This is a genomic window from Enterococcus dongliensis (assembly GCF_031927985.1).
Classification (GTDB): Bacteria; Bacillota; Bacilli; order Lactobacillales; family Enterococcaceae; genus Enterococcus_A; species Enterococcus_A dongliensis.
This window is the reverse complement of sequence record NZ_JARPZC010000001.1, coordinates 1-17,458: the sequence shown is the minus strand read 5'-3', so window position 1 is coordinate 17,458 and position 17,458 is coordinate 1. Positions and strand designations below refer to the sequence as shown.

Below are 17,458 nucleotides of genomic sequence, written 5' to 3'. Positions count from 1 at the left end.
TTGGTAGAAGTTGATTAATCAAAATATACACAAACAGCTTCTGGTGCAAAGACATCTTTTTGGATCATGGTTAAGCGCCCACTCTCATTGTCACGACGATAAAGAGTCAAGTTGTCACTGTTTTGGTTGGCAACAACAATGTATTTATTGTCTGGACTTAAAGCAAAATCTCTTGGGAAATCACCTTCTGTGGCAATGGATTGGATCCGCTCAATAGTCAATCCAGTTTCTGCAATGGCAAAGACAGCAATGGAATTGTGTCCCCGATTAGAGGCATATAAGAAACGTCCATCATTGGATACGCGGATGGCTGCACCGCCATTGTCACCGCTGAAATCTTTTGGTAAAGTTGAAATTTTTTGTTTTTGAGTAAAGCTGCCGTCGGTACTGTCATAGGCTAAAACACTCACGCTGCTATCTAATTCACCAAAAAGATAAGCGATCATTTTAGTAGGATGGAAGACTAGATGACGAGGACCTGTGCCAGGTTCCGCTACATAAACAGCAACTTCTTCTACATCTCCTGTAGCAGAAACGTCATATGTGTATACGCGATCTGTTCCTAAGTCACAAACAACTAAGCGTTGATCAAGTGTCAAATCAGTGTAATGGGTATGGGCTTTGTCTTGATTTTTATGAGGACCTGTAGGCTCAGAATGAAAAAGTGATGCAGCAGCTTTAAGTGAACCATCTGGTTGGATTTTATAAGTGTTTAGTTCGCCTTTATGATAATTTGCTCCATAAACTAATTGACGAGCTTCATCAACTGCTACATAGCAAGGTGCAGCGCCTTCTTCTGTCACCGCATTCAAAAATTCATTTTGTTGATTATAACTGGATAGTCCACCTTGATCATCCCGACTGGTGACAGAATAAAGAACGTGTTCGTTGCTTTTAGCAAGATAGGTGGGACTGGTTTCTGCTGTTACTAAATTGAGATTTGTTAATGTTTCAGTTGAAGTATCGAGTTCGATTTGGTAAATTCCTTGACTGATTCGTCGAGTGTAGGTACCTAAAAGTATTTTATGGATCATAAAAAAACCTCCTTCATGATATCTACATTCTAGCAAGTTTATTCTCGCTTGGATAGCGCTAACTTTGTGATATAATTGAAAAATAACTGAGAAAAGAGTGTGACAGATGACAGCAACAGAAATTACTCAAATTGGAGAAAATGCCGTTGATGATGAAAAGATTTTAGTTCTTTTTGGTCAGACAATTACATCAGACTTATTGGATGTTTCGATTGTACAAAAAGCACTGAATGAAGATCCGATTGCCTTAAAAAAAGGAGGACAACTGATTTTCGGAGATCAAACATATCAGGTAAATAGTGTAGGGCCGTTAGCAAATCAAAATCTAAATGAGATCGGTCATGCGACGATCTTTTTCCAAAAAGAAGTGGGGGCGGTCCCTAACGCAATTTATGTCACCCCAGAAAAACTTCCAGCATTGGAAGTTGGAATGAAAATTATCTTTCAGTAGGAGCGTGAGTAAGTGGATAAAAAGAAATTAGCACAAAAAACTTCTTGGTTTTGGAAATGGTTTTTAAATAGCCAAGTCGTTGTAGCATTGATTATTGTATTATTGCTGCTGCTGATTACCTTGGTTTTTACAAAAGTATCCTACCTTTTCGAACCTGTTGGACAATTTTTTGCCATTGTAGGTCTACCTGTCGTCATTGCGGGGATTCTTTATTATTTAATGAATCCTGTGATCAACTTTTTAGAAAAAAAAGGGTTGAATCGAACGTTGGCGATTGTCTTGCTTTTTATAGCAGTCATCGCTTTGCTTATTTGGGGTGTGGTAGTAATCATTCCACAGATTCGTGAACAAATAGGATCGATGATGCAGAGTTTGCCAGGTTATTTTGATACAATCAGTGACAAAGCAAATGAAATTTTTAAAGATCCAGCTTTCAAACCATTTCAGCAGCACGTTGACAACAGTCTACAAAAAATACTAGGGTCATTGACTGAAACGGCACAAAATATTTCACGTATGACTTTACAAGGCTTGGGTAGTGTTGTTTCAACAGTAGCTACTGTAGTGATCGCATTGATTACTGCACCGATCATTTTGTTTTTCTTATTAAAAGATGGCAATCGCTTGGCCCCCTATATCCTTAATTTTCTACCGACCAAAACTCGGAAACCAACATTGAAGGTCATGTCAGAAATAAATTCCCAACTGGCTTCTTATATCCGGGGTCAATTGACAGTGGCTTTTTCAGTAGCAGTGATGTTTATCATCGGATTTTCATTAGTAGGGATGAAATATGCAATCACATTGGGTATCTTAGCTGGATTTTTAAATTTGGTTCCTTATTTAGGCTCATTTTTCGCAATGGTACCAGTAATTTTTATCGCGATTGTTACTGGTCCAGTCATGTTAGTCAAAGTGATCATTGTTTTTGTGATCGAACAGACGATCGAAGGACGGATCGTTTCCCCATTAGTTTTGGGCAATCAGTTGAAGATCCATCCAATCACAATCATGTTCGTGTTGTTAACGGCTGGTAAGATATTTGGTATCACGGGCATCATCTTAGGAATCCCTTTTTATGCAGTAATGAAAGTGGTCGCTATCCATGTGTTTGAATGGTATAAAGGCGTTTCAAATCTTTATGAAGAAGAAAAAAAACCTGTCGACTAGTCGACAGGTTTTTTTGATTGATTAAAATTGTGCAGCTAATGATCGAGCCATTTCTTTTGCTTTATCCATGATTTCAGGGGCTTTTTCTGGATCGTAATCAGCGCCTTCAATATAGATAGAATCAAAATCAGTAATCCCAATAAAATTTAAGATTCCTTTGACATACTGAGCAGAAAAATCTTGCCCTTGATACGTACCGCCGCTTGATTGGATATGCAGAGCTTTTTTATCAGTAACTAAGCCGATTGGTCCATCTGCAGTATATTTGAATGTTTTTCCAGCAACGTTGATCGTATCGAACCAAGCTTTTAATCTGGTAGGGATATTTAGATTCCATAAGGCGTTAGCGATTACGATTTTTTGACTAGCTAAAAATTGATCAGTGAATTCATTAAAAACACGAACTTTTTCTTGCTGAGCAGTAGTCAAATCGGTAAATACAGCCCCTTTTTGCAATGATTGCCAAGCTAGCAAGAGGTCACTATCGATCTCTGGAAGATCCATATGATACAAATCCAGCGTGGTAAAAACATCTTCAGGATGACTAGCTTGATGTGCTTCGATAAAAGTTTCTAAAACGGTCACTGTTTGTGAATTTTCTGCGGTCAATGGATGGGCATTCACGATTAGAACGTTGGCCAAAATTAACACTCCTTAAAATTAGTTATAAGCAAATCCTACACAAAATAAGGACCATAGACAATTTATCTGCTTAATGATTAAGTTCAACTAGCTAGATAATGCTGATAGGCAGTCGCACCACCAATTACGTTGACCACTTGAAACCCTTCCTTGCGTAAAAATTGCGCCATAGTTTTGGAGCGACCACCAAATTGAGTAAACAGGTAATACGTTTTACTTTTGTCAAGTTGGTCTAAGCAATTAGGTAACTGAGTTAAAGAAATCTGAGTGACAGCTGGGCCTTTTAATAATTCAAAAGAATCGATAAATTCAGGATCTCTCAAATCTAAAATCTCGATGGATTCATTTGCCGCTAGCAGCATAAATTCGTTAATTGTTACGGAATAAGTCATTTTTTTCAACAGCCTTTTCTTTTTAGATTGATTCCCACTTTAATTGATGAATGGATTAGATTCAAGTTTTCTCCTAGTAGTTTAAATGAATTTGAAGAAAAGTAAAGAAAACAGTCAAAAAAATTCAACTCATCAATTCCACTGAGTTTCTAGTCACCCAAAAGAGAAAAAATCCCTTTTCTATCTATGGAAAGGATATCACTTGCGTGAATTTGAAGGCATCGGTAAAATGGTAATGACGGAGGGAAGAAAATAATGGAAAACTTTCAGTTAGGAAAACTTCATTTAAAAACAATCGCTATTCGGGTACGTGATCGTGATGGCATGATCCACTTTTACCGAGATATCATTGGCCTTCATTTATTGCGAGAAGAAAATGAATTAGCGATTTTAGGATACAAAGATCCAGCCAGTGAATTGCTTTGGTTGGAGGAAAGTCCACGGGCAGATGAACATCGTGGCGAGATTAAGAAAATGCAGCGAGTGTCATTAGTTGTACCGAACATTGAAGAACTAGCCAATGTTTATTATCGTGCAGAAAAGGCAGACTATCCAGTCAAATCAGCTTTGCAAGCGGATGAGGAAAAGGGATTACTTTTTGAAGATCCTGAAGGCAACGAACTTGAGATTTTCTATGCACCTAGTAATGAACGATCGATTGCAGAACCGATTGAATTGGATTCTACTGAATTGTTGAAAGAATCGACCAAACGTGAAAAGATCCATGCTGCTTATTTTGACAAGATTCATTTAAATGTCAGTGATGTGGAAAAACAGCAAGCATTTCTAGCCGATATTTTAGGATTGACTGTCCATGATGAAAGCAAAGAAGAGCTGTTGTTGAATCGCGGCGAATTTAATGTAGGCTTAACGACAGCGACAGGCGGCACGATTGATTTGCCAACAGATAAAGTGTTAGGCTTGGATTTTCTACAATTCAAAGTGTCTAAAGAAAAGTTATTAGAATTACACAAGCATTTGAATGAAGAGAAATTAGACTATTTCTGCGATAAAAAAGAAACTTTGATTACACTCTACGATGCAGCTGGGATCGAATGGTGGTTCGTATTGAAATAAAAAAAAGACGTGACTAGTTGATGTCACGTCTTTTTATGCAATCAATCGAACATGATTCCAACGCCTAAAGGGTAGACAAACATTGTTATACAGCTTAAAAATCTGTATTTTATTAATAATAAATAATTTGTTAATTTATAAGGATACTTTCCAAAAAAGGAGGAGTTTTATGTATCCTAAAACACTTCGCTTGATTGAAGAAAAAAGACAAGCCGGTGTTTTTCCTGGTGCTGTTTTTAGTTTTATCGAAGACGATCGTGAAGAGAACCACGTTTTAGGCAATAGCCAAGTGGATCCGGAAGAAATTTTGATGCAAGAGGATTTTCTTTTTGATGTGGCTTCGTTAACCAAAGTTGTTTGTACGACGACAATGTTGCTGAAATTAAAAGAAGCCGGTCAGCTTTTTTGGGATCAGTCCTTGCATGAAATATTGCCAGAATTTCAAAATGAATCGATCACATTGCGTCATTTATTAACACATACGTCAGATATCAAGACGTATATCCCACAACGTGACCAATTAAATGCAGAAGAATTGCGTGCAGCGTATTTGACCTTACAACCTGGTGATCAGCTGGGAGAAATTGTGCAATATACCGATGCAGGAACAATTTTACTAGGTTTTTTGCTTGAGAAATATTATCAAAAAGATGCAGTAGCTGTTTTTAAAGAAGAAGTATTGCAGCCGTTAGGAATGACAGACAGTCTTTTTTTGCCGCAAGCTCCTTATGATAAAATCGTGCCCACTCAAAAATTGGCTGATGGTACCATTTTGAAAGGGAAGACTCATGATCCCAAAGCGCGGGTTTTAGCTGCACATGCCGGTAATGCAGGATTATTTACGACTGTGAAAGATTTAAGTAAATTTGCAAAAATGTATTTGAATCTCGGACATATAAAGGATATGATTTATTTAAAAGAGGAAACAATCCGAGAATTATTGGACGATCAGACCCCATCAGGAAAAGGGAAGCGCTCGATTGGTTGGGATTTGAAATTTAGTCCGCTTGATCAATCAGTGCTGCTTTTCCATACCGGATATACCGGGACTTTTCTTGTGTTGGATATCATAAAGCAGTCTGCGTTTATTTTTCTATCCAATCGTGTACATCCTAGTGACCACCGCGCTAGTTATGTAATCCAGCGTGATGAGATCTTAGCCAGCTATTTACAAGAACGGGCAACGAGGTATCAAAAGTAATTAGATTTTTAATCGATCACTTGAGTTGATTAAAAAAGTTGTGCAAATGAGCAGCAAACTATCAATAGGATAGGTTTGTCAATGTACCTTATTTTCTACTAGAAAAAATAATACAGTAAAAGGAGCAAAAATCATGGAACCATTATTTTTACAACCAGTTTTTCAAGAAAAAATTTGGGGCGGCAATCAGCTGCATACCATTTTTGGTTTTGATATCCCTAATGAAAAAATTGGAGAGGACTGGGCGATCAGCGGGCATCCACACGGTGTCAGCATCGTAGAAAACGGACCTTACAAAGGCTGGAAAGTCAGTGACCTTTGGACTGAACATCGAGAATTATTTGGTCATGCAAAAGGGGATGTGTTCCCGTTATTGACTAAAATCTTAGATGCTGAAGATGATCTGTCTGTTCAAGTCCATCCAGATGATAGCTATGGATTGGAACACGAAGGCGAATTAGGAAAAACAGAATGTTGGTACATTATCAATGCTAAACCAGGTTCAGAAATCGTTTATGGACACAATGCTAAAACACGTGAAGAACTAGCCGAAATGATTAAAGAAGAACGCTGGGATGATCTGCTTCGTCGTGTTCCAGTAAAAAAAGGTGATTTTTTCTATGTGCCAAGCGGAACGATTCATGCAATCGGAAAAGGCATCATGATTTTAGAAACGCAGCAAAGCTCAGATACGACTTATCGAGTGTATGATTATGATCGAAAAGATGATCAAGGCAACACCCGTGAATTACACATCCAACAATCCATTGATGTGACGACAGTACCTGCAATCAGCCCAGAATTAGAAGTATCAGAAAGTAAAAAAGGAAAATCATCTGTCGTTACTTATTTGAAAACAGATTTTTTCAATGTCTACGAATGGGATGTCGTTGGTGAACTTTCTTTGAAAAAAACAGGAGATTATACGCTTGTAACTGTAATTGAAGGGTACGGAAATCTGATTGTCAACGATCAAAGTTACGAAATGAAGCCAGGGACAAGTTGTATTTTGCCAGCACAGATCACTGAATGGAAAGTGGGAGGCGAAATGAAAATCATCGCTTCGACACCAGGAGAATAATCAGGTCATCGATTAGAAAGATGCGAAAAACTAAGCCGACTTTTTTATAAATAGTTAAGGGGCTGTGACAGCAATCTGTCACAGCCCCGATTTTATTTATGGAAGTTGCGGTAATTCTACCGATTCGCCATATTTATTTTTTAAAGCAGTATGAAGCAAACGCACAGCTAATGACTTGTTACGAGCTAAGATTGGTCCGTGAAAATATGAACCGTAGACATTTTTGTAGATGACGCCTTCGCCTTGATCTTCACCGTTATTTCCATTGCCTTTAACGATTGTGCCAAGGGGACGTTCACCTTTTCCTAAAAAGGTACGGCCATTGTGATTTTCAAAACCATAATAAGTTTCGCCAAATTCTTCATTGTGAATCTCAATATCACCAATGAAGCGATGGTTATCTTGACTCAAAGTATAGTGATCCAACGCACCGATTCCTTCAATTTTTTCGCCATTTGCTCCAATGTAATAGTGGCCTAACAATTGGTAGCCGCCGCAGATTGACAATAATACACCATTATTTTCAATGTATCGAGTCAAGTCTTCTTTTTTTGTTTGGATGTCTTTGGAGACGATCACTTGCTCGTAATCTTGTCCGCCGCCAATAAAAACAAAATCATATTTATTTGGATCGAATTCTTGATAGATACTGACAATCTCTGAGTGGATTTGGATGCCCATTTGTTTGGCATAATAATTTAAAGTCAAGAGATTCCCATTATCCCCGTAAGTATTCAATAAATTCCCGTATAAATGTGCTAAGTTCAATTCATAGTTAGCCACGATCCATACCTCCATTGATGTAGCCTTGTTGGGCTAATTCTTTGCGTAATTGTAAAACGGCAGTGTAAGTTGCTAAGATATACACGTGATCAGTCGGCAGTTGTTGAATCTTTTCAATCACGTCTGTTAAACTTTCTGTCTCAGTCAACTTCTCATCAGGAATACCGGCAACACGTAATCTCAATGCCATATCCGTATGGCGATCGCCGCCTGCAATCACTGCAGGAATATCCATTTCAGCAAAGGCTTCGTGATTACCATCCCAGATCCAACTGATGTCGATACCGTCTGCATAATTCGCATTCAATAATGAGACCAGTGAGAAAGGATAAGGTGCTAAACCGATCATGTCGATTACTTGGTTCAAACCAACAGGATTTTTTACTAAGACCAATGTGCATTTTTTTCCAGCGATGTCGAATTCTTCTTGTCGGCCAAAAACTTTTTCATCATAGCCTAAGCCGCGTTTGATTTTCTCTTTTGAAACACCGTAGTATTCCGCCACGGCTGTCGCTGCTAATGCATTGTAGACGTTGTACATCCCGCCAACTTCGATTTTATAGGCTTGTTCATCGATTACAAATTCTGAAGATTGATTGTCCATGGCTGTTATTTCAGTCAGTTGATAATCCAATTCTGGACGATGAAAACCACAGTTGGGACAATAGTATTTTCCAAGGTTGGCGTAAGTAATCATTTTATACCGTAAAATATGCTGACATTTTGGACAAAGCAGGCCATCAGTATTGTAATGGGCCTCTTGATCTTCATCAGGCAAATGATCAAAACCATAATATTTTCGCGGATTGACCGTTTCTAAGGAATTAAAAATAGGAGAATCCCCATTACATAAAATCGGAGCCTCCGGGGACTTTGCCGCGCCGTCAACGATTAATTTATAAGTCGTATAAATCTCACCATATCGATCCATTTGGTCACGGAAAATATTAGTGAATAAGAACAATTCCGGCTTGATGTACTCAGTCACTTTGCTTAGACTAGCTTCATCAATCTCTAGAACTGCAATTTTTTTGCCGCCTTTTTTTCCTTTTGCTTTCAAAAAAGTTGAGACGATTCCTTGTGCCATATTAGCACCAGTGGGGTTTGTTAGTACATCATCAAATTCTTGTTTTAAAATATTAACAGTTAAAGCAGTCGTCAATGTTTTCCCGTTAGTTCCGGTCACGACGACGACTTTGTAATCTTTTACTAAAGTATCTAAAATTTTAGGGTCCATTTTTAAAGCAAGCTGACCGGGATAACTCGATCCGCCTTTAAAAAAAGTTTTCAATACCCATTGAGCGCTTCTACCAGCAGTGATCGCCAATTGACTACGTAAGCTCATCATACATCCTCCATGTCTGTAACAAATTTAATTTATCTTATCATATTTAAAAACAAAGTTTAAACAGCTTTCCTTTTTCTTAAGGTTCTAATCAGTTGGAATAGTGAAAAGTTCTTTCACAAAAAAAGCCGGAGCAAGAATTTGCTCCTAGCCAATAATAATCTTTTCTTCTGGAAATTCATAGCCTAAATCTTGGGTTTCTTTCGGTACAAAAAGCAGCAACGTATACAGCATTCCGACGCGGCCGATGAACATCAAAATAGCAATCATAATTTTTCCAGTATTAGAAAGATCAGCAGTGATGCCTAGTGAAAGTCCCGTTGTCCCAAAAGCAGAAGTAACCTCAACAATGATTGAAATCAAGGATTGATCTTCAGTCGCCGTTAAAAAGAGGATACTGAACAAACACATCCCCGCAGAGAGCATAAAGACGACCACTGATTTACGAACATCTTCTTGAGCAATCTTCCGACCAAATACGTTGATGTCATTTTCATTTTTCAAAAAAGAGTACAAATACAAACCGATAATAGCAATCGTTGTAGTTCGCACCCCGCCACCGACAGAACTAGGAGAACAGCCGATAAACATTAACAAGGCAAAAATAATCAACGTCGTATTTTGAAAACTGGACAAGTCATGGATCTGCAGGCCGGCATTCCGTGTCGTCATAGAGTAAAATGAAGAATTCAGCCATTGATCAAACACATTCATGTCAGCAAAACTATGATCTTTCTCTAATAACCAGATTGCAACAGCGCCGCCGATAAAAAGTACAAAGAATGCTAATAAAGCGATCTTTGAAAAAAGGCTGAAGCGAAAAGGCAGTTTTGAATAAGATTTCTTATGAAAGATCCAACCATGAAAATCCATCAAAACTGGAAAACCGATTCCACCGATAAAAATCAAAAGCATAATCGTAACGATGAAAAACACATCATGAGAAAAAGGGATGATCGATTCTCCAGTCACATCAAAACCAGAATTGGTCAGCGCAGAGATCGATTGATAAAAACCAAAAAAGATTGCTTCGGAGATTTTTTGATAATAACCGGCAAGATAAAAATAAAGGGAAAAAATCGTGCCAAAGAGAACTTCGATTGCTAGCAGCATCGTAAAAGTGACCCGGATTAAGTTGACGATGCCGCTAAGTCGGGGCTGGTTCATATCGGTCATGATTAATTGCCGCTGTTTCAAAGTGATCCGTCGTTTGGACACAATAAAAAAGAAGGTAGTGATCATCATGATTCCTAAACCGCCGATGTGAAATAAAACTTCTAACACTAAAACACCGGCGTCATTAAAGACTGAATTGATATCAAACGTTGTTAAGCCAGTAACTGAAATCGTTGAGATCGCCATAAAGACCATATCTAAAAATGAAACGTGTGAATCAGGTTCGCGAAAAGCAGGCAGATGAAACAAAATCAATGCCAACACGGTCATTGCTAAGTAATAAAAGACGATGATCTGAATCGAAGAAAAGTGATTGTTTATTTTTTGCCAATTTTTTTTGAAAAAACTAACTCGTCGATCAAAATTCATGAAAAACTCCTTTGATGATCTATTCAAAAATTTGAACAGTAAAATTTTTAACAATAAGTTCAGTATAGCATGGTTCTATAAAAAAAACTTCCGCCAAATCAGTAAGAAAAGAGCCGTTGTCGGCACTTGATTGGCTCCTGATCTTAGCTATCATAGCGTGATCTGTCATCAAAGTTTTTCGCAATTGCTCTACAGGACTGACGCCAATTATAAAAAATGGGCACAAGTCATTTGTTTAACAGTCAACCACGACTTTCTTGAAAATAGTAAATGATTCTACTAAGACGGTACGTTCTTGAAAATTATTACTGTAAATAATCTAGCTTTTCCGCTATAATACGATAGGAACAAAAGGGAAAGGTGACAAGAAATGGCCCAGCTTTTTTTTAAATATGGTGCAATGAATAGTGGTAAGACGATTGAAATCTTAAAAGTTGCCCATAATTATGAGGAACAAAATAAACCGGTGGTCTTGATGACCAGTGGATTGGATACGCGTGAAGGCGTAGGAACGATCTCTAGCCGGATCGGGTTGAGCCGCTCGGCGGTACCGATTTTTCCTGAGACCAATATTTTTGAATTTATTAACAGTCTTGATTACAAACCTTATTGTGTGCTCATCGATGAATCACAGTTTTTAACGAAAGAACATGTTATCCAATTGGCTCAGGTTGTAGATGAACTGGATATTCCAGTGATGGCTTTCGGCTTAAAAAATGATTTCCGCAATGAAATGTTTGAAGGCTCAAAATATTTGTTGCTTTATGCTGATAAATTAGAAGAACTAAAAACAATTTGTTGGTTCTGCCATAAAAAAGCGACAATGAACTTGCATTACATCGATGGACGTCCAGTCTATGAAGGTGATCAAGTTCAAATCGGCGGTAATGAAGCTTATTATCCGGTGTGCCGCAAACATTATTTACATCCGGGAATTGATCATAGAGCGTAGATACGTTAAAAAGTGATTGAATCGTTTCGCTGAATAGTAAGCTGATTTTTGTAGGTTCTAAAAATTTCGTGGAACGATCCACGTGATGAGTCGCAAACGGATTGAAAGTAATTATAGTAAAAAATTAGGAGGAATTTTATCCATGTATGATCAACTGCAAGCAATCGAAGATCGTTATGAAGAGCTTGGCGAATTATTGAGTGATCCAGAAGTTATCAGTGATACTCAGCGTTTCATGCAGCTGTCAAAAGAAGAAGCCAACACTAGAGAAACTGTTGCCACATATCGTCGCTATAAAAAAGTAGTAGAAGGTATCCGGGATGCAGAAGAATTGTTAGGCGAAAATCTAGATGCTGAAATGGCAGAGATGGCCAAAGAAGAACTATCTGATTTGAAAAAGGAAAAAGAAGTTCTAGAAGATGAAATTAAAATTTTACTTTTACCCAAAGATCCCAATGATGATAAGAACATCATCATGGAAATCCGAGGAGCAGCCGGTGGGGATGAAGCCGCATTATTTGCTGGGGATCTGTTCAATATGTATCAAAAATATGCGGAAAGCCAAGGCTGGAAGACAGAAGTCATGGAAGCTAATGTGACAGGAATTGGTGGATACAAAGAAGTCATCATGATGATCACTGGCGATAATGTCTATTCAAAATTGAAATACGAAAGCGGCGCTCATCGTGTTCAACGAGTACCGTCGACAGAATCACAAGGGCGTATCCATACATCTACTGCAACAGTCGTAGTGATGCCAGAAGCAGAAGAAGTAGAGATTGATATGGCGGACAAAGATATTCGAACGGATATTTATCACGCATCAGGTGCCGGTGGACAGCACGTCAATAAAACAGCATCGGCTGTTCGTTTGACACATATCCCAACAGGAATCGTTGTAGCGATGCAAGATGAACGTTCACAGATAAAAAACCGTGAAAAGGCGATGAAGATTTTACGTGCGCGCGTCTATGACAAAATCCAACAAGAAGCGCAAAGTGAATACGATGCCAGCCGTAAATCTGCAGTTGGTACAGGTGATCGTTCTGAACGTATCCGTACGTACAACTTCCCACAAAATCGTGTGACCGATCATCGTATTGGTCTAACTATCCAAAAATTAGATCAGATCTTAGCAGGCAAGCTAGATGAGATTATCGATGCCTTGATTATGTATGATCAAACCAAGAAACTGGAAGATATGCAAAATGGCTAAAACTTATGTAGAAGTCCTGTCAGGGGCTTCTTCTTTTTTAGAAGCTGCTGGTAAAGAAGGCTATGCGATTGAGTATCTTTTTTTAGCTCGAAAAAAATGGGATAAAACTCAATGGTTGATCCATATGCGCGAAGAGATTTCACCAGAAGATGAGGAGCAAATTAAACAAGATGTAGCTCATCTGATGAAAAATATTCCTCCTCAGTATTTATTGGGATATGAATATTTTTTCAATCATCGCTTTAAAGTTACGACGGATACATTGATTCCACGACCAGAAACAGAAGAATTGGTCGCTCTTTGTTTATCTATGAACGGAGATTTTCCCAAAAAAGTTGTAGATATTGGGACGGGGTCAGGAGCGATTGCAATCAGTCTAAAAATGAAACGTCAAAATTGGCAAGTAACAGCTGTCGATATTTCTGAAGCAGCATTGCGAGTTGCTAAAGAGAATGCAAAAAATTTAGCGGCGAAGATTCAGTTCAAGTACAGCGATGTATTATCAGCAATAACTGAGAAACAAGATATTATTATCAGCAATCCGCCCTATATCAGTAAAGCAGAATGGGATTTGATGGATGAGAGTGTCCGTACGTATGAACCTAAAACGGCACTGTTTGCAGAAAATGACGGACTAGCAATCTATCAAAAAATCGCAGTAGAAGGTCGAAGCTTGTTAAATCCGCACGGGATGATCTTTTTGGAGATTGGTTTTCAGCAAGGAAGTGCTGTACAAGAAATATTCCAGAAGATTTTTCCTGAAAAAAAAGTCACTGTTCATCAAGATATGTCCGGCAATGATCGAATGGTCGTTGTTTACTAAAAATTATTTTTAGTGAGAATAATCATAAAAGAACACTGATATAACAGTGTTTAAAAATAAAAAAAGTTATCAACATAGTTATGCACACTTGACAAGGCCGTTATCCACAATTCGGGGATAACTTGCCAATGAATAGGTTTAAATGAAGGAAAAGAAAAAAAGGAGCTGTGGAGAAACTGTGGAAACAAAAATTTTTCAATCAGATCAAATTAATCATGCAGCAGCATTATTACGTCAAGGAGAATTGGTGGCTTTTCCAACCGAAACTGTTTATGGACTAGGGGCTAATGCATTGTTACCAAAATCAGTCGCACAAGTTTTTGCGGTGAAGGGACGTCCTAGTGACAACCCATTGATCGTCCATGTAGTAGATTTTCCTATGACACAAAAATTTGTGGAAAGCTACCATCCATTGACCGAAAAAATTGTGAAAAATTTTTGGCCAGGACCACTGACATTGATTTTTTCAATTAAATCAGGGAGTTTGAGCCCTGTGGTCACTGGGGGGTTATCCACAGCAGCATTTCGAATGCCAGATAATAAAAAAACATTATCTTTAATTGAAGAAACTGGTGCACCGTTAGTAGGACCAAGTGCAAATACTTCAGGAAAACCAAGTCCTACGACAGCAATGCACGTTTATCATGACTTAAAAGGAAAAATTGCTGGTATTCTAGACGATGGCGCGACACAGATTGGTGTAGAATCGACTGTTTTAGATTTAAGCGGCGAAGTACCGACAATTTTACGTCCTGGTGCGGTGACGAAGGAGCAGCTAGAAGATGTATTAGGAATTGAAATTCCTTTAGATAAGCATTTAGTCAAAGAAAGTGAAACACCAAAGGCTCCAGGAATGAAATATAAACATTACTCGCCAGATACACCAGTCTTGATGATTCGACCAGATGATTGGGAAAAAGCGCTAGATTGGGCAGAAAAAAAAGACCAAAAAGTCGGCTTATTAGCAACACCGAAAATTGCAGAAAATTATAAAACAGCTGATCGTTTTGTATTTGATGAAGATACAATCGAAGCAGCGACTCGCGGATTATTTAGTGGTTTACGGGCCCTGGACGAAGCGCATAAAGTGGATGTGATCTTTGCAGAGATATTTCCAGAAGATCATTTAGGATTAGCTTATATGAATCGTTTGAAAAAAGCTGCTGCCCAAAACTATTTTGTAAAAAAGTAAACAAAAAATTCGATTATCTGTTAAATCTTTCGTATACTAAAATCAGAAAATGGAAAGGTGGCGTTGGGATGGATTATAAAGCATTGGATCCCGAACTATGGGGAGCAATTGAACACGAGGCAGAACGACAAGAACAAAACATTGAATTAATTGCTTCAGAAAATATTGTGTCAGAAGCTGTACAAATGGCACAAGGGAGCGTTTTAACGAATAAATATGCGGAAGGCTATCCCGGTCGACGTTATTATGGGGGCTGTGAATTTATTGATGTCGTAGAAAATTTGGCGATTGATCGCGCCAAAGAATTATTTGATGCAAAATTTGCCAATGTGCAAGCTCACTCAGGCTCACAGGCCAATCAAGCAGCCTATTTCTCATTGATCCAACCCGGTGATACAGTTTTAGGAATGGATTTATCAGCAGGAGGACATTTAACGCATGGCTCACCAGTCAATGTCAGCGGAAAGTTGTATAACTTTGTCAGCTATGGTGTAGATCCGCATACAGAGACAATCGATTATGAAGTCGTTCGTATTCTAGCACGAAAACATCAGCCTAAATTGATTGTAGCAGGTGCAAGTGCTTATAGTCGGACGATTGATTTTGCGCGCTTTCGAGAAATTGCCGATGAGATTGGAGCAAAACTAATGGTTGATATGGCTCATATTGCCGGGTTAGTTGCAACGGGTCTTCATCCTAACCCAGTGCCTTATGCAGATATCGTTACGTCAACTACACATAAGACATTGCGTGGGCCACGAGGTGGATTGATTTTAACCAATGATGCGGAATTAGCGAAAAAAATCAACAGCGCTGTTTTCCCTGGTTTGCAGGGAGGGCCGTTGGAACATGTAATTGCAGCCAAAGCGGTGGCATTTAAAGAAGCTTTAGCGCCAGAATTTAAGAGCTATAGTGAACAAGTATTAAAAAATGTACAAGCGATGGTAAAAGTTTTCAACCAAACGCCAGAAACCAGAGTAATCTCAGGCGGTAGCGATAATCACTTATTGTTAATTGAAGTAACTGGTTTTGATCTTACAGGTCGTGCAGCAGAAGAATTACTAGACAGCGTGCACATCACCGTCAATAAAAATTCTATTCCTTTTGAATCAAAAAGCTTCAAAGAAACTAGCGGCATTCGTATTGGAACAGCGGCCATTACTAGCCGTGGTTTTAACGAAGAAGCTGCAAAACAAGTTGCTGAATTAATCGTTAAAACGTTACGTGCTAATGGTGACGAAGAAAAATTAGTAGAGCTTCGCAAGGCTGCATTAGAATTAACAAAATCTCACCCAATTCACTCACATTAGACTAGTTTTCTGATAGTAGTTGTCATATAATTAGGAGAAATGCAGAATAAAGGAGCAATTTAATATGGGCAAGTTTCAAGTAATTGATCATCCATTGATCCAACACAAATTAACGATTATTCGTGATAAAAACTGCGGAACGAAAGTTTTTCGTGAAGTAGTCAATGAAATCGCGACGTTGATGGCGTATGAAGTTTCTCGTGATATGCCGCTAGAAGAAGTAGAGATCGAAACACCGATTACAGTATCTACTCAAAAAACATTATCAGGGAAAAAAGTTGCAATCGTACCAATCTTGCGTGCAGGAATCGGTATGGTGGATGGTATTTTAGAATTGATCCCAGCAGCGAAAGTGGGACATATCGGTATGTTTCGTGATGAAGAGACCTTTGAACCACATGAATACTTCTTCAAGATGCCAGAAGACATCGACAGCCGTCAATTGTTCATCGTTGATCCAATGTTAGCTACTGGTGGCTCTGCAATCATGGCGATTGATTCATTGAAAAAACGCGGGGCATCAAATATGAAATTTGTTTGTTTAGTCGCTGCACCTGAAGGCGTAAAACTTTTACAAGAAGCACATCCTGATGTAGATATTTATACAGCTGCATTAGATGATAAATTAAATGAACAAGGCTACATCGTTCCTGGTTTGGGCGATGCAGGAGACCGTTTATTCGGAACAAAATAAAAAAAGCGAGCCGCTTAAACGGTTCGCTTTTTTCGTATAAAACTAAATGATTTTCATTTGTTTATAGTTGATGACGACGACACCATTGGATTGATTAATCAAGTCTCCATTGTCTTGTTTTTCATCAATTTCAATGACTGCCGCGTTTTTCAATTGTTTAGCAACGACCCCGGTTTGGGCTTCGCCACGAATAGTGAACATAACGTGTGTCTTTACGGGGAATTTTTTCCCAGCTTCGGAAGGATCAACGTGTGCCTCTATTTTGCCAAATGTAGCCATCTGTTTCGAACGCCTCCTTTTATCACATAGTTTATTTTAACATATTTTCAACTTTTTTTCATGTAATCGCTTTTTAAGAAGAATCTTACTTTACTTTTTCGTAAAAGTTTTCTATAATTTCTCTTGTACTAATTGCCAGCTTAGCTCAGTTGGTAGAGCAACGCACTCGTAACGCGTAGGTCACAGGTTCAAATCCTGCAGCTGGCATTTAAACTAAAAGACAAACCTTGATACAATAAGGTTTGTCTTTCTTTTTGTGCCAAACGTGTGC

The 17,458-nt window shown here is 38.4% G+C and carries 18 protein-coding genes and 1 tRNA gene; 12 read left to right on the top strand and 7 right to left on the bottom strand.

Annotated features, from left to right (window positions below; genetic code table 11):
• Positions 1-14 precede the first annotated feature (14 nt).
• On the bottom strand, positions 15-1,034 hold the full coding sequence (locus tag P7D84_RS00095; protein ID WP_311804616.1) for a lactonase family protein: 1,020 nt from the start codon (positions 1,032-1,034) through the stop codon (positions 15-17).
• A gap of 106 nt (positions 1,035-1,140) precedes the next feature.
• Here P7D84_RS00095 and P7D84_RS00090 point away from each other — a divergent pair, with 106 nt between their 5' ends.
• Positions 1,141-1,485 carry a PTS glucitol/sorbitol transporter subunit IIA gene (locus tag P7D84_RS00090; RefSeq protein WP_311804615.1) on the top strand — a complete coding sequence of 115 codons (345 nt, stop codon included), beginning with the start codon at positions 1,141-1,143 and terminating at the stop codon, positions 1,483-1,485.
• 12 nt (positions 1,486-1,497) lie between these two features.
• Positions 1,498-2,655, top strand: coding sequence for an AI-2E family transporter (locus P7D84_RS00085; RefSeq protein ID WP_137603022.1), 1,158 nt, complete (start codon positions 1,498-1,500; stop codon positions 2,653-2,655).
• Positions 2,656-2,676: 21 nt separating this feature from the next.
• Here the strand turns inward: P7D84_RS00085 and P7D84_RS00080 are convergent, their stop codons facing one another.
• Both P7D84_RS00080 and P7D84_RS00075 read right to left on the bottom strand, forming a co-directional pair.
• Entirely contained in the window at positions 2,677-3,297 is a 621-nt protein-coding gene (locus P7D84_RS00080) for an FMN-dependent NADH-azoreductase (protein ID WP_137603023.1), read from the bottom strand.
• An 83-nt stretch (positions 3,298-3,380) separates the two neighbouring features.
• Positions 3,381-3,689 (bottom strand): rhodanese-like domain-containing protein, encoded by a 309-nt coding sequence (locus tag P7D84_RS00075; protein WP_311804614.1) that lies wholly within the window; start codon positions 3,687-3,689, stop codon positions 3,381-3,383.
• Between the two features lie 255 nt (positions 3,690-3,944).
• Between P7D84_RS00075 and P7D84_RS00070 the strand changes: the two genes are divergently transcribed.
• The 3 genes from P7D84_RS00070 (at position 3,945) to manA (ending at position 7,048) form a co-directional block, all read left to right on the top strand.
• On the top strand, positions 3,945-4,766 hold the full coding sequence (locus P7D84_RS00070) for a VOC family protein (RefSeq protein WP_137603025.1): 822 nt from the start codon (positions 3,945-3,947) through the stop codon (positions 4,764-4,766).
• Positions 4,767-4,935: 169 nt separating this feature from the next.
• Complete coding sequence (locus tag P7D84_RS00065; protein WP_311804613.1) at positions 4,936-5,967, top strand: serine hydrolase domain-containing protein; 1,032 nt, start codon at positions 4,936-4,938, stop codon at positions 5,965-5,967.
• A 130-nt stretch (positions 5,968-6,097) separates the two neighbouring features.
• The gene (manA, locus tag P7D84_RS00060) at positions 6,098-7,048 is read left to right on the top strand and encodes a mannose-6-phosphate isomerase, class I (protein WP_311804787.1); all 951 of its coding nucleotides are present in this window, start codon (positions 6,098-6,100) and stop codon (positions 7,046-7,048) included.
• Positions 7,049-7,144: 96 nt separating this feature from the next.
• Here the strand turns inward: manA and P7D84_RS00055 are convergent, their stop codons facing one another.
• The 3 genes from P7D84_RS00055 to P7D84_RS00045 form a co-directional block, all read right to left on the bottom strand.
• Positions 7,145-7,831 (bottom strand): type 1 glutamine amidotransferase, encoded by a 687-nt coding sequence (locus tag P7D84_RS00055; protein ID WP_311804612.1) that lies wholly within the window; start codon positions 7,829-7,831, stop codon positions 7,145-7,147.
• On the bottom strand, positions 7,824-9,176 hold the full coding sequence (locus P7D84_RS00050; protein WP_311804611.1) for a MurT ligase domain-containing protein: 1,353 nt from the start codon (positions 9,174-9,176) through the stop codon (positions 7,824-7,826). The genes P7D84_RS00055 and P7D84_RS00050 overlap by 8 nt, the downstream gene beginning before the upstream one ends.
• Before the next feature lie 147 nt (positions 9,177-9,323).
• Complete coding sequence (locus P7D84_RS00045) at positions 9,324-10,721, bottom strand: TrkH family potassium uptake protein (RefSeq protein WP_311804610.1); 1,398 nt, start codon at positions 10,719-10,721, stop codon at positions 9,324-9,326.
• A 370-nt stretch (positions 10,722-11,091) separates the two neighbouring features.
• Here P7D84_RS00045 and P7D84_RS00040 point away from each other — a divergent pair, with 370 nt between their 5' ends.
• The 6 genes from P7D84_RS00040 to upp all read left to right on the top strand — a co-directional run bounded on the left by P7D84_RS00040 (position 11,092) and on the right by upp (position 16,908).
• Positions 11,092-11,673: a thymidine kinase gene (locus tag P7D84_RS00040; protein WP_311804609.1), complete on the top strand. Its 582-nt coding sequence runs from the start codon at positions 11,092-11,094 to the stop codon at positions 11,671-11,673.
• 142 nt (positions 11,674-11,815) lie between these two features.
• Positions 11,816-12,889, top strand: a complete 1,074-nt coding sequence (prfA, locus tag P7D84_RS00035) for a peptide chain release factor 1 (protein WP_137603032.1) — start codon at positions 11,816-11,818, stop codon at positions 12,887-12,889.
• Positions 12,882-13,712 (top strand): peptide chain release factor N(5)-glutamine methyltransferase, encoded by an 831-nt coding sequence (gene prmC / locus P7D84_RS00030; RefSeq protein WP_311804608.1) that lies wholly within the window; start codon positions 12,882-12,884, stop codon positions 13,710-13,712. The genes prfA and prmC overlap by 8 nt, the downstream gene beginning before the upstream one ends.
• 178 nt (positions 13,713-13,890) lie before the next feature.
• Positions 13,891-14,904: an L-threonylcarbamoyladenylate synthase gene (locus tag P7D84_RS00025; RefSeq protein ID WP_311804607.1), complete on the top strand. Its 1,014-nt coding sequence runs from the start codon at positions 13,891-13,893 to the stop codon at positions 14,902-14,904.
• A gap of 68 nt (positions 14,905-14,972) precedes the next feature.
• Positions 14,973-16,214 (top strand): serine hydroxymethyltransferase, encoded by a 1,242-nt coding sequence (gene glyA / locus P7D84_RS00020; RefSeq protein WP_311804606.1) that lies wholly within the window; start codon positions 14,973-14,975, stop codon positions 16,212-16,214.
• Positions 16,215-16,278: 64 nt separating this feature from the next.
• A complete protein-coding gene (gene upp, locus P7D84_RS00015; protein ID WP_311804605.1) occupies positions 16,279-16,908 on the top strand; it encodes a uracil phosphoribosyltransferase in 630 nt (209 codons plus the stop codon).
• Between the two features lie 42 nt (positions 16,909-16,950).
• On the opposite strand, the gene P7D84_RS00010 is transcribed toward upp, so the two are convergent.
• Positions 16,951-17,187 (bottom strand): hypothetical protein, encoded by a 237-nt coding sequence (locus tag P7D84_RS00010; RefSeq protein ID WP_137603037.1) that lies wholly within the window; start codon positions 17,185-17,187, stop codon positions 16,951-16,953.
• 134 nt (positions 17,188-17,321) lie between these two features.
• Between P7D84_RS00010 and P7D84_RS00005 the strand changes: the two genes are divergently transcribed.
• A tRNA-Thr gene (locus P7D84_RS00005) sits at positions 17,322-17,394 on the top strand.
• Positions 17,395-17,458: the final 64 nt, after the last annotated feature.

Bases quoted from the DNA above. Each gene is read 5' to 3' on its own strand.
- P7D84_RS00095 (WP_311804616.1), bottom strand. From the start codon at position 1,034: ATGATCCATAAAATACTTTTAGGTACCTACACTCGACGAATCAGTCAA.
- P7D84_RS00090 (WP_311804615.1), top strand. From the start codon at position 1,141: ATGACAGCAACAGAAATTACTCAAATTGGAGAAAATGCCGTTGATGAT.
- P7D84_RS00075 (WP_311804614.1), bottom strand. From the start codon at position 3,689: ATGACTTATTCCGTAACAATTAACGAATTTATGCTGCTAGCGGCAAAT.
- P7D84_RS00070 (WP_137603025.1), top strand. From the start codon at position 3,945: ATGGAAAACTTTCAGTTAGGAAAACTTCATTTAAAAACAATCGCTATT.
- P7D84_RS00065 (WP_311804613.1), top strand. From the start codon at position 4,936: ATGTATCCTAAAACACTTCGCTTGATTGAAGAAAAAAGACAAGCCGGT.
- P7D84_RS00050 (WP_311804611.1), bottom strand. From the start codon at position 9,176: ATGAGCTTACGTAGTCAATTGGCGATCACTGCTGGTAGAAGCGCTCAA.
- P7D84_RS00045 (WP_311804610.1), bottom strand. From the start codon at position 10,721: ATGAATTTTGATCGACGAGTTAGTTTTTTCAAAAAAAATTGGCAAAAA.
- P7D84_RS00040 (WP_311804609.1), top strand. From the start codon at position 11,092: ATGGCCCAGCTTTTTTTTAAATATGGTGCAATGAATAGTGGTAAGACG.
- prfA (WP_137603032.1), top strand. From the start codon at position 11,816: ATGTATGATCAACTGCAAGCAATCGAAGATCGTTATGAAGAGCTTGGC.
- prmC (WP_311804608.1), top strand. From the start codon at position 12,882: ATGGCTAAAACTTATGTAGAAGTCCTGTCAGGGGCTTCTTCTTTTTTA.
- glyA (WP_311804606.1), top strand. From the start codon at position 14,973: ATGGATTATAAAGCATTGGATCCCGAACTATGGGGAGCAATTGAACAC.
- upp (WP_311804605.1), top strand. From the start codon at position 16,279: ATGGGCAAGTTTCAAGTAATTGATCATCCATTGATCCAACACAAATTA.
- P7D84_RS00010 (WP_137603037.1), bottom strand. From the start codon at position 17,187: ATGGCTACATTTGGCAAAATAGAGGCACACGTTGATCCTTCCGAAGCT.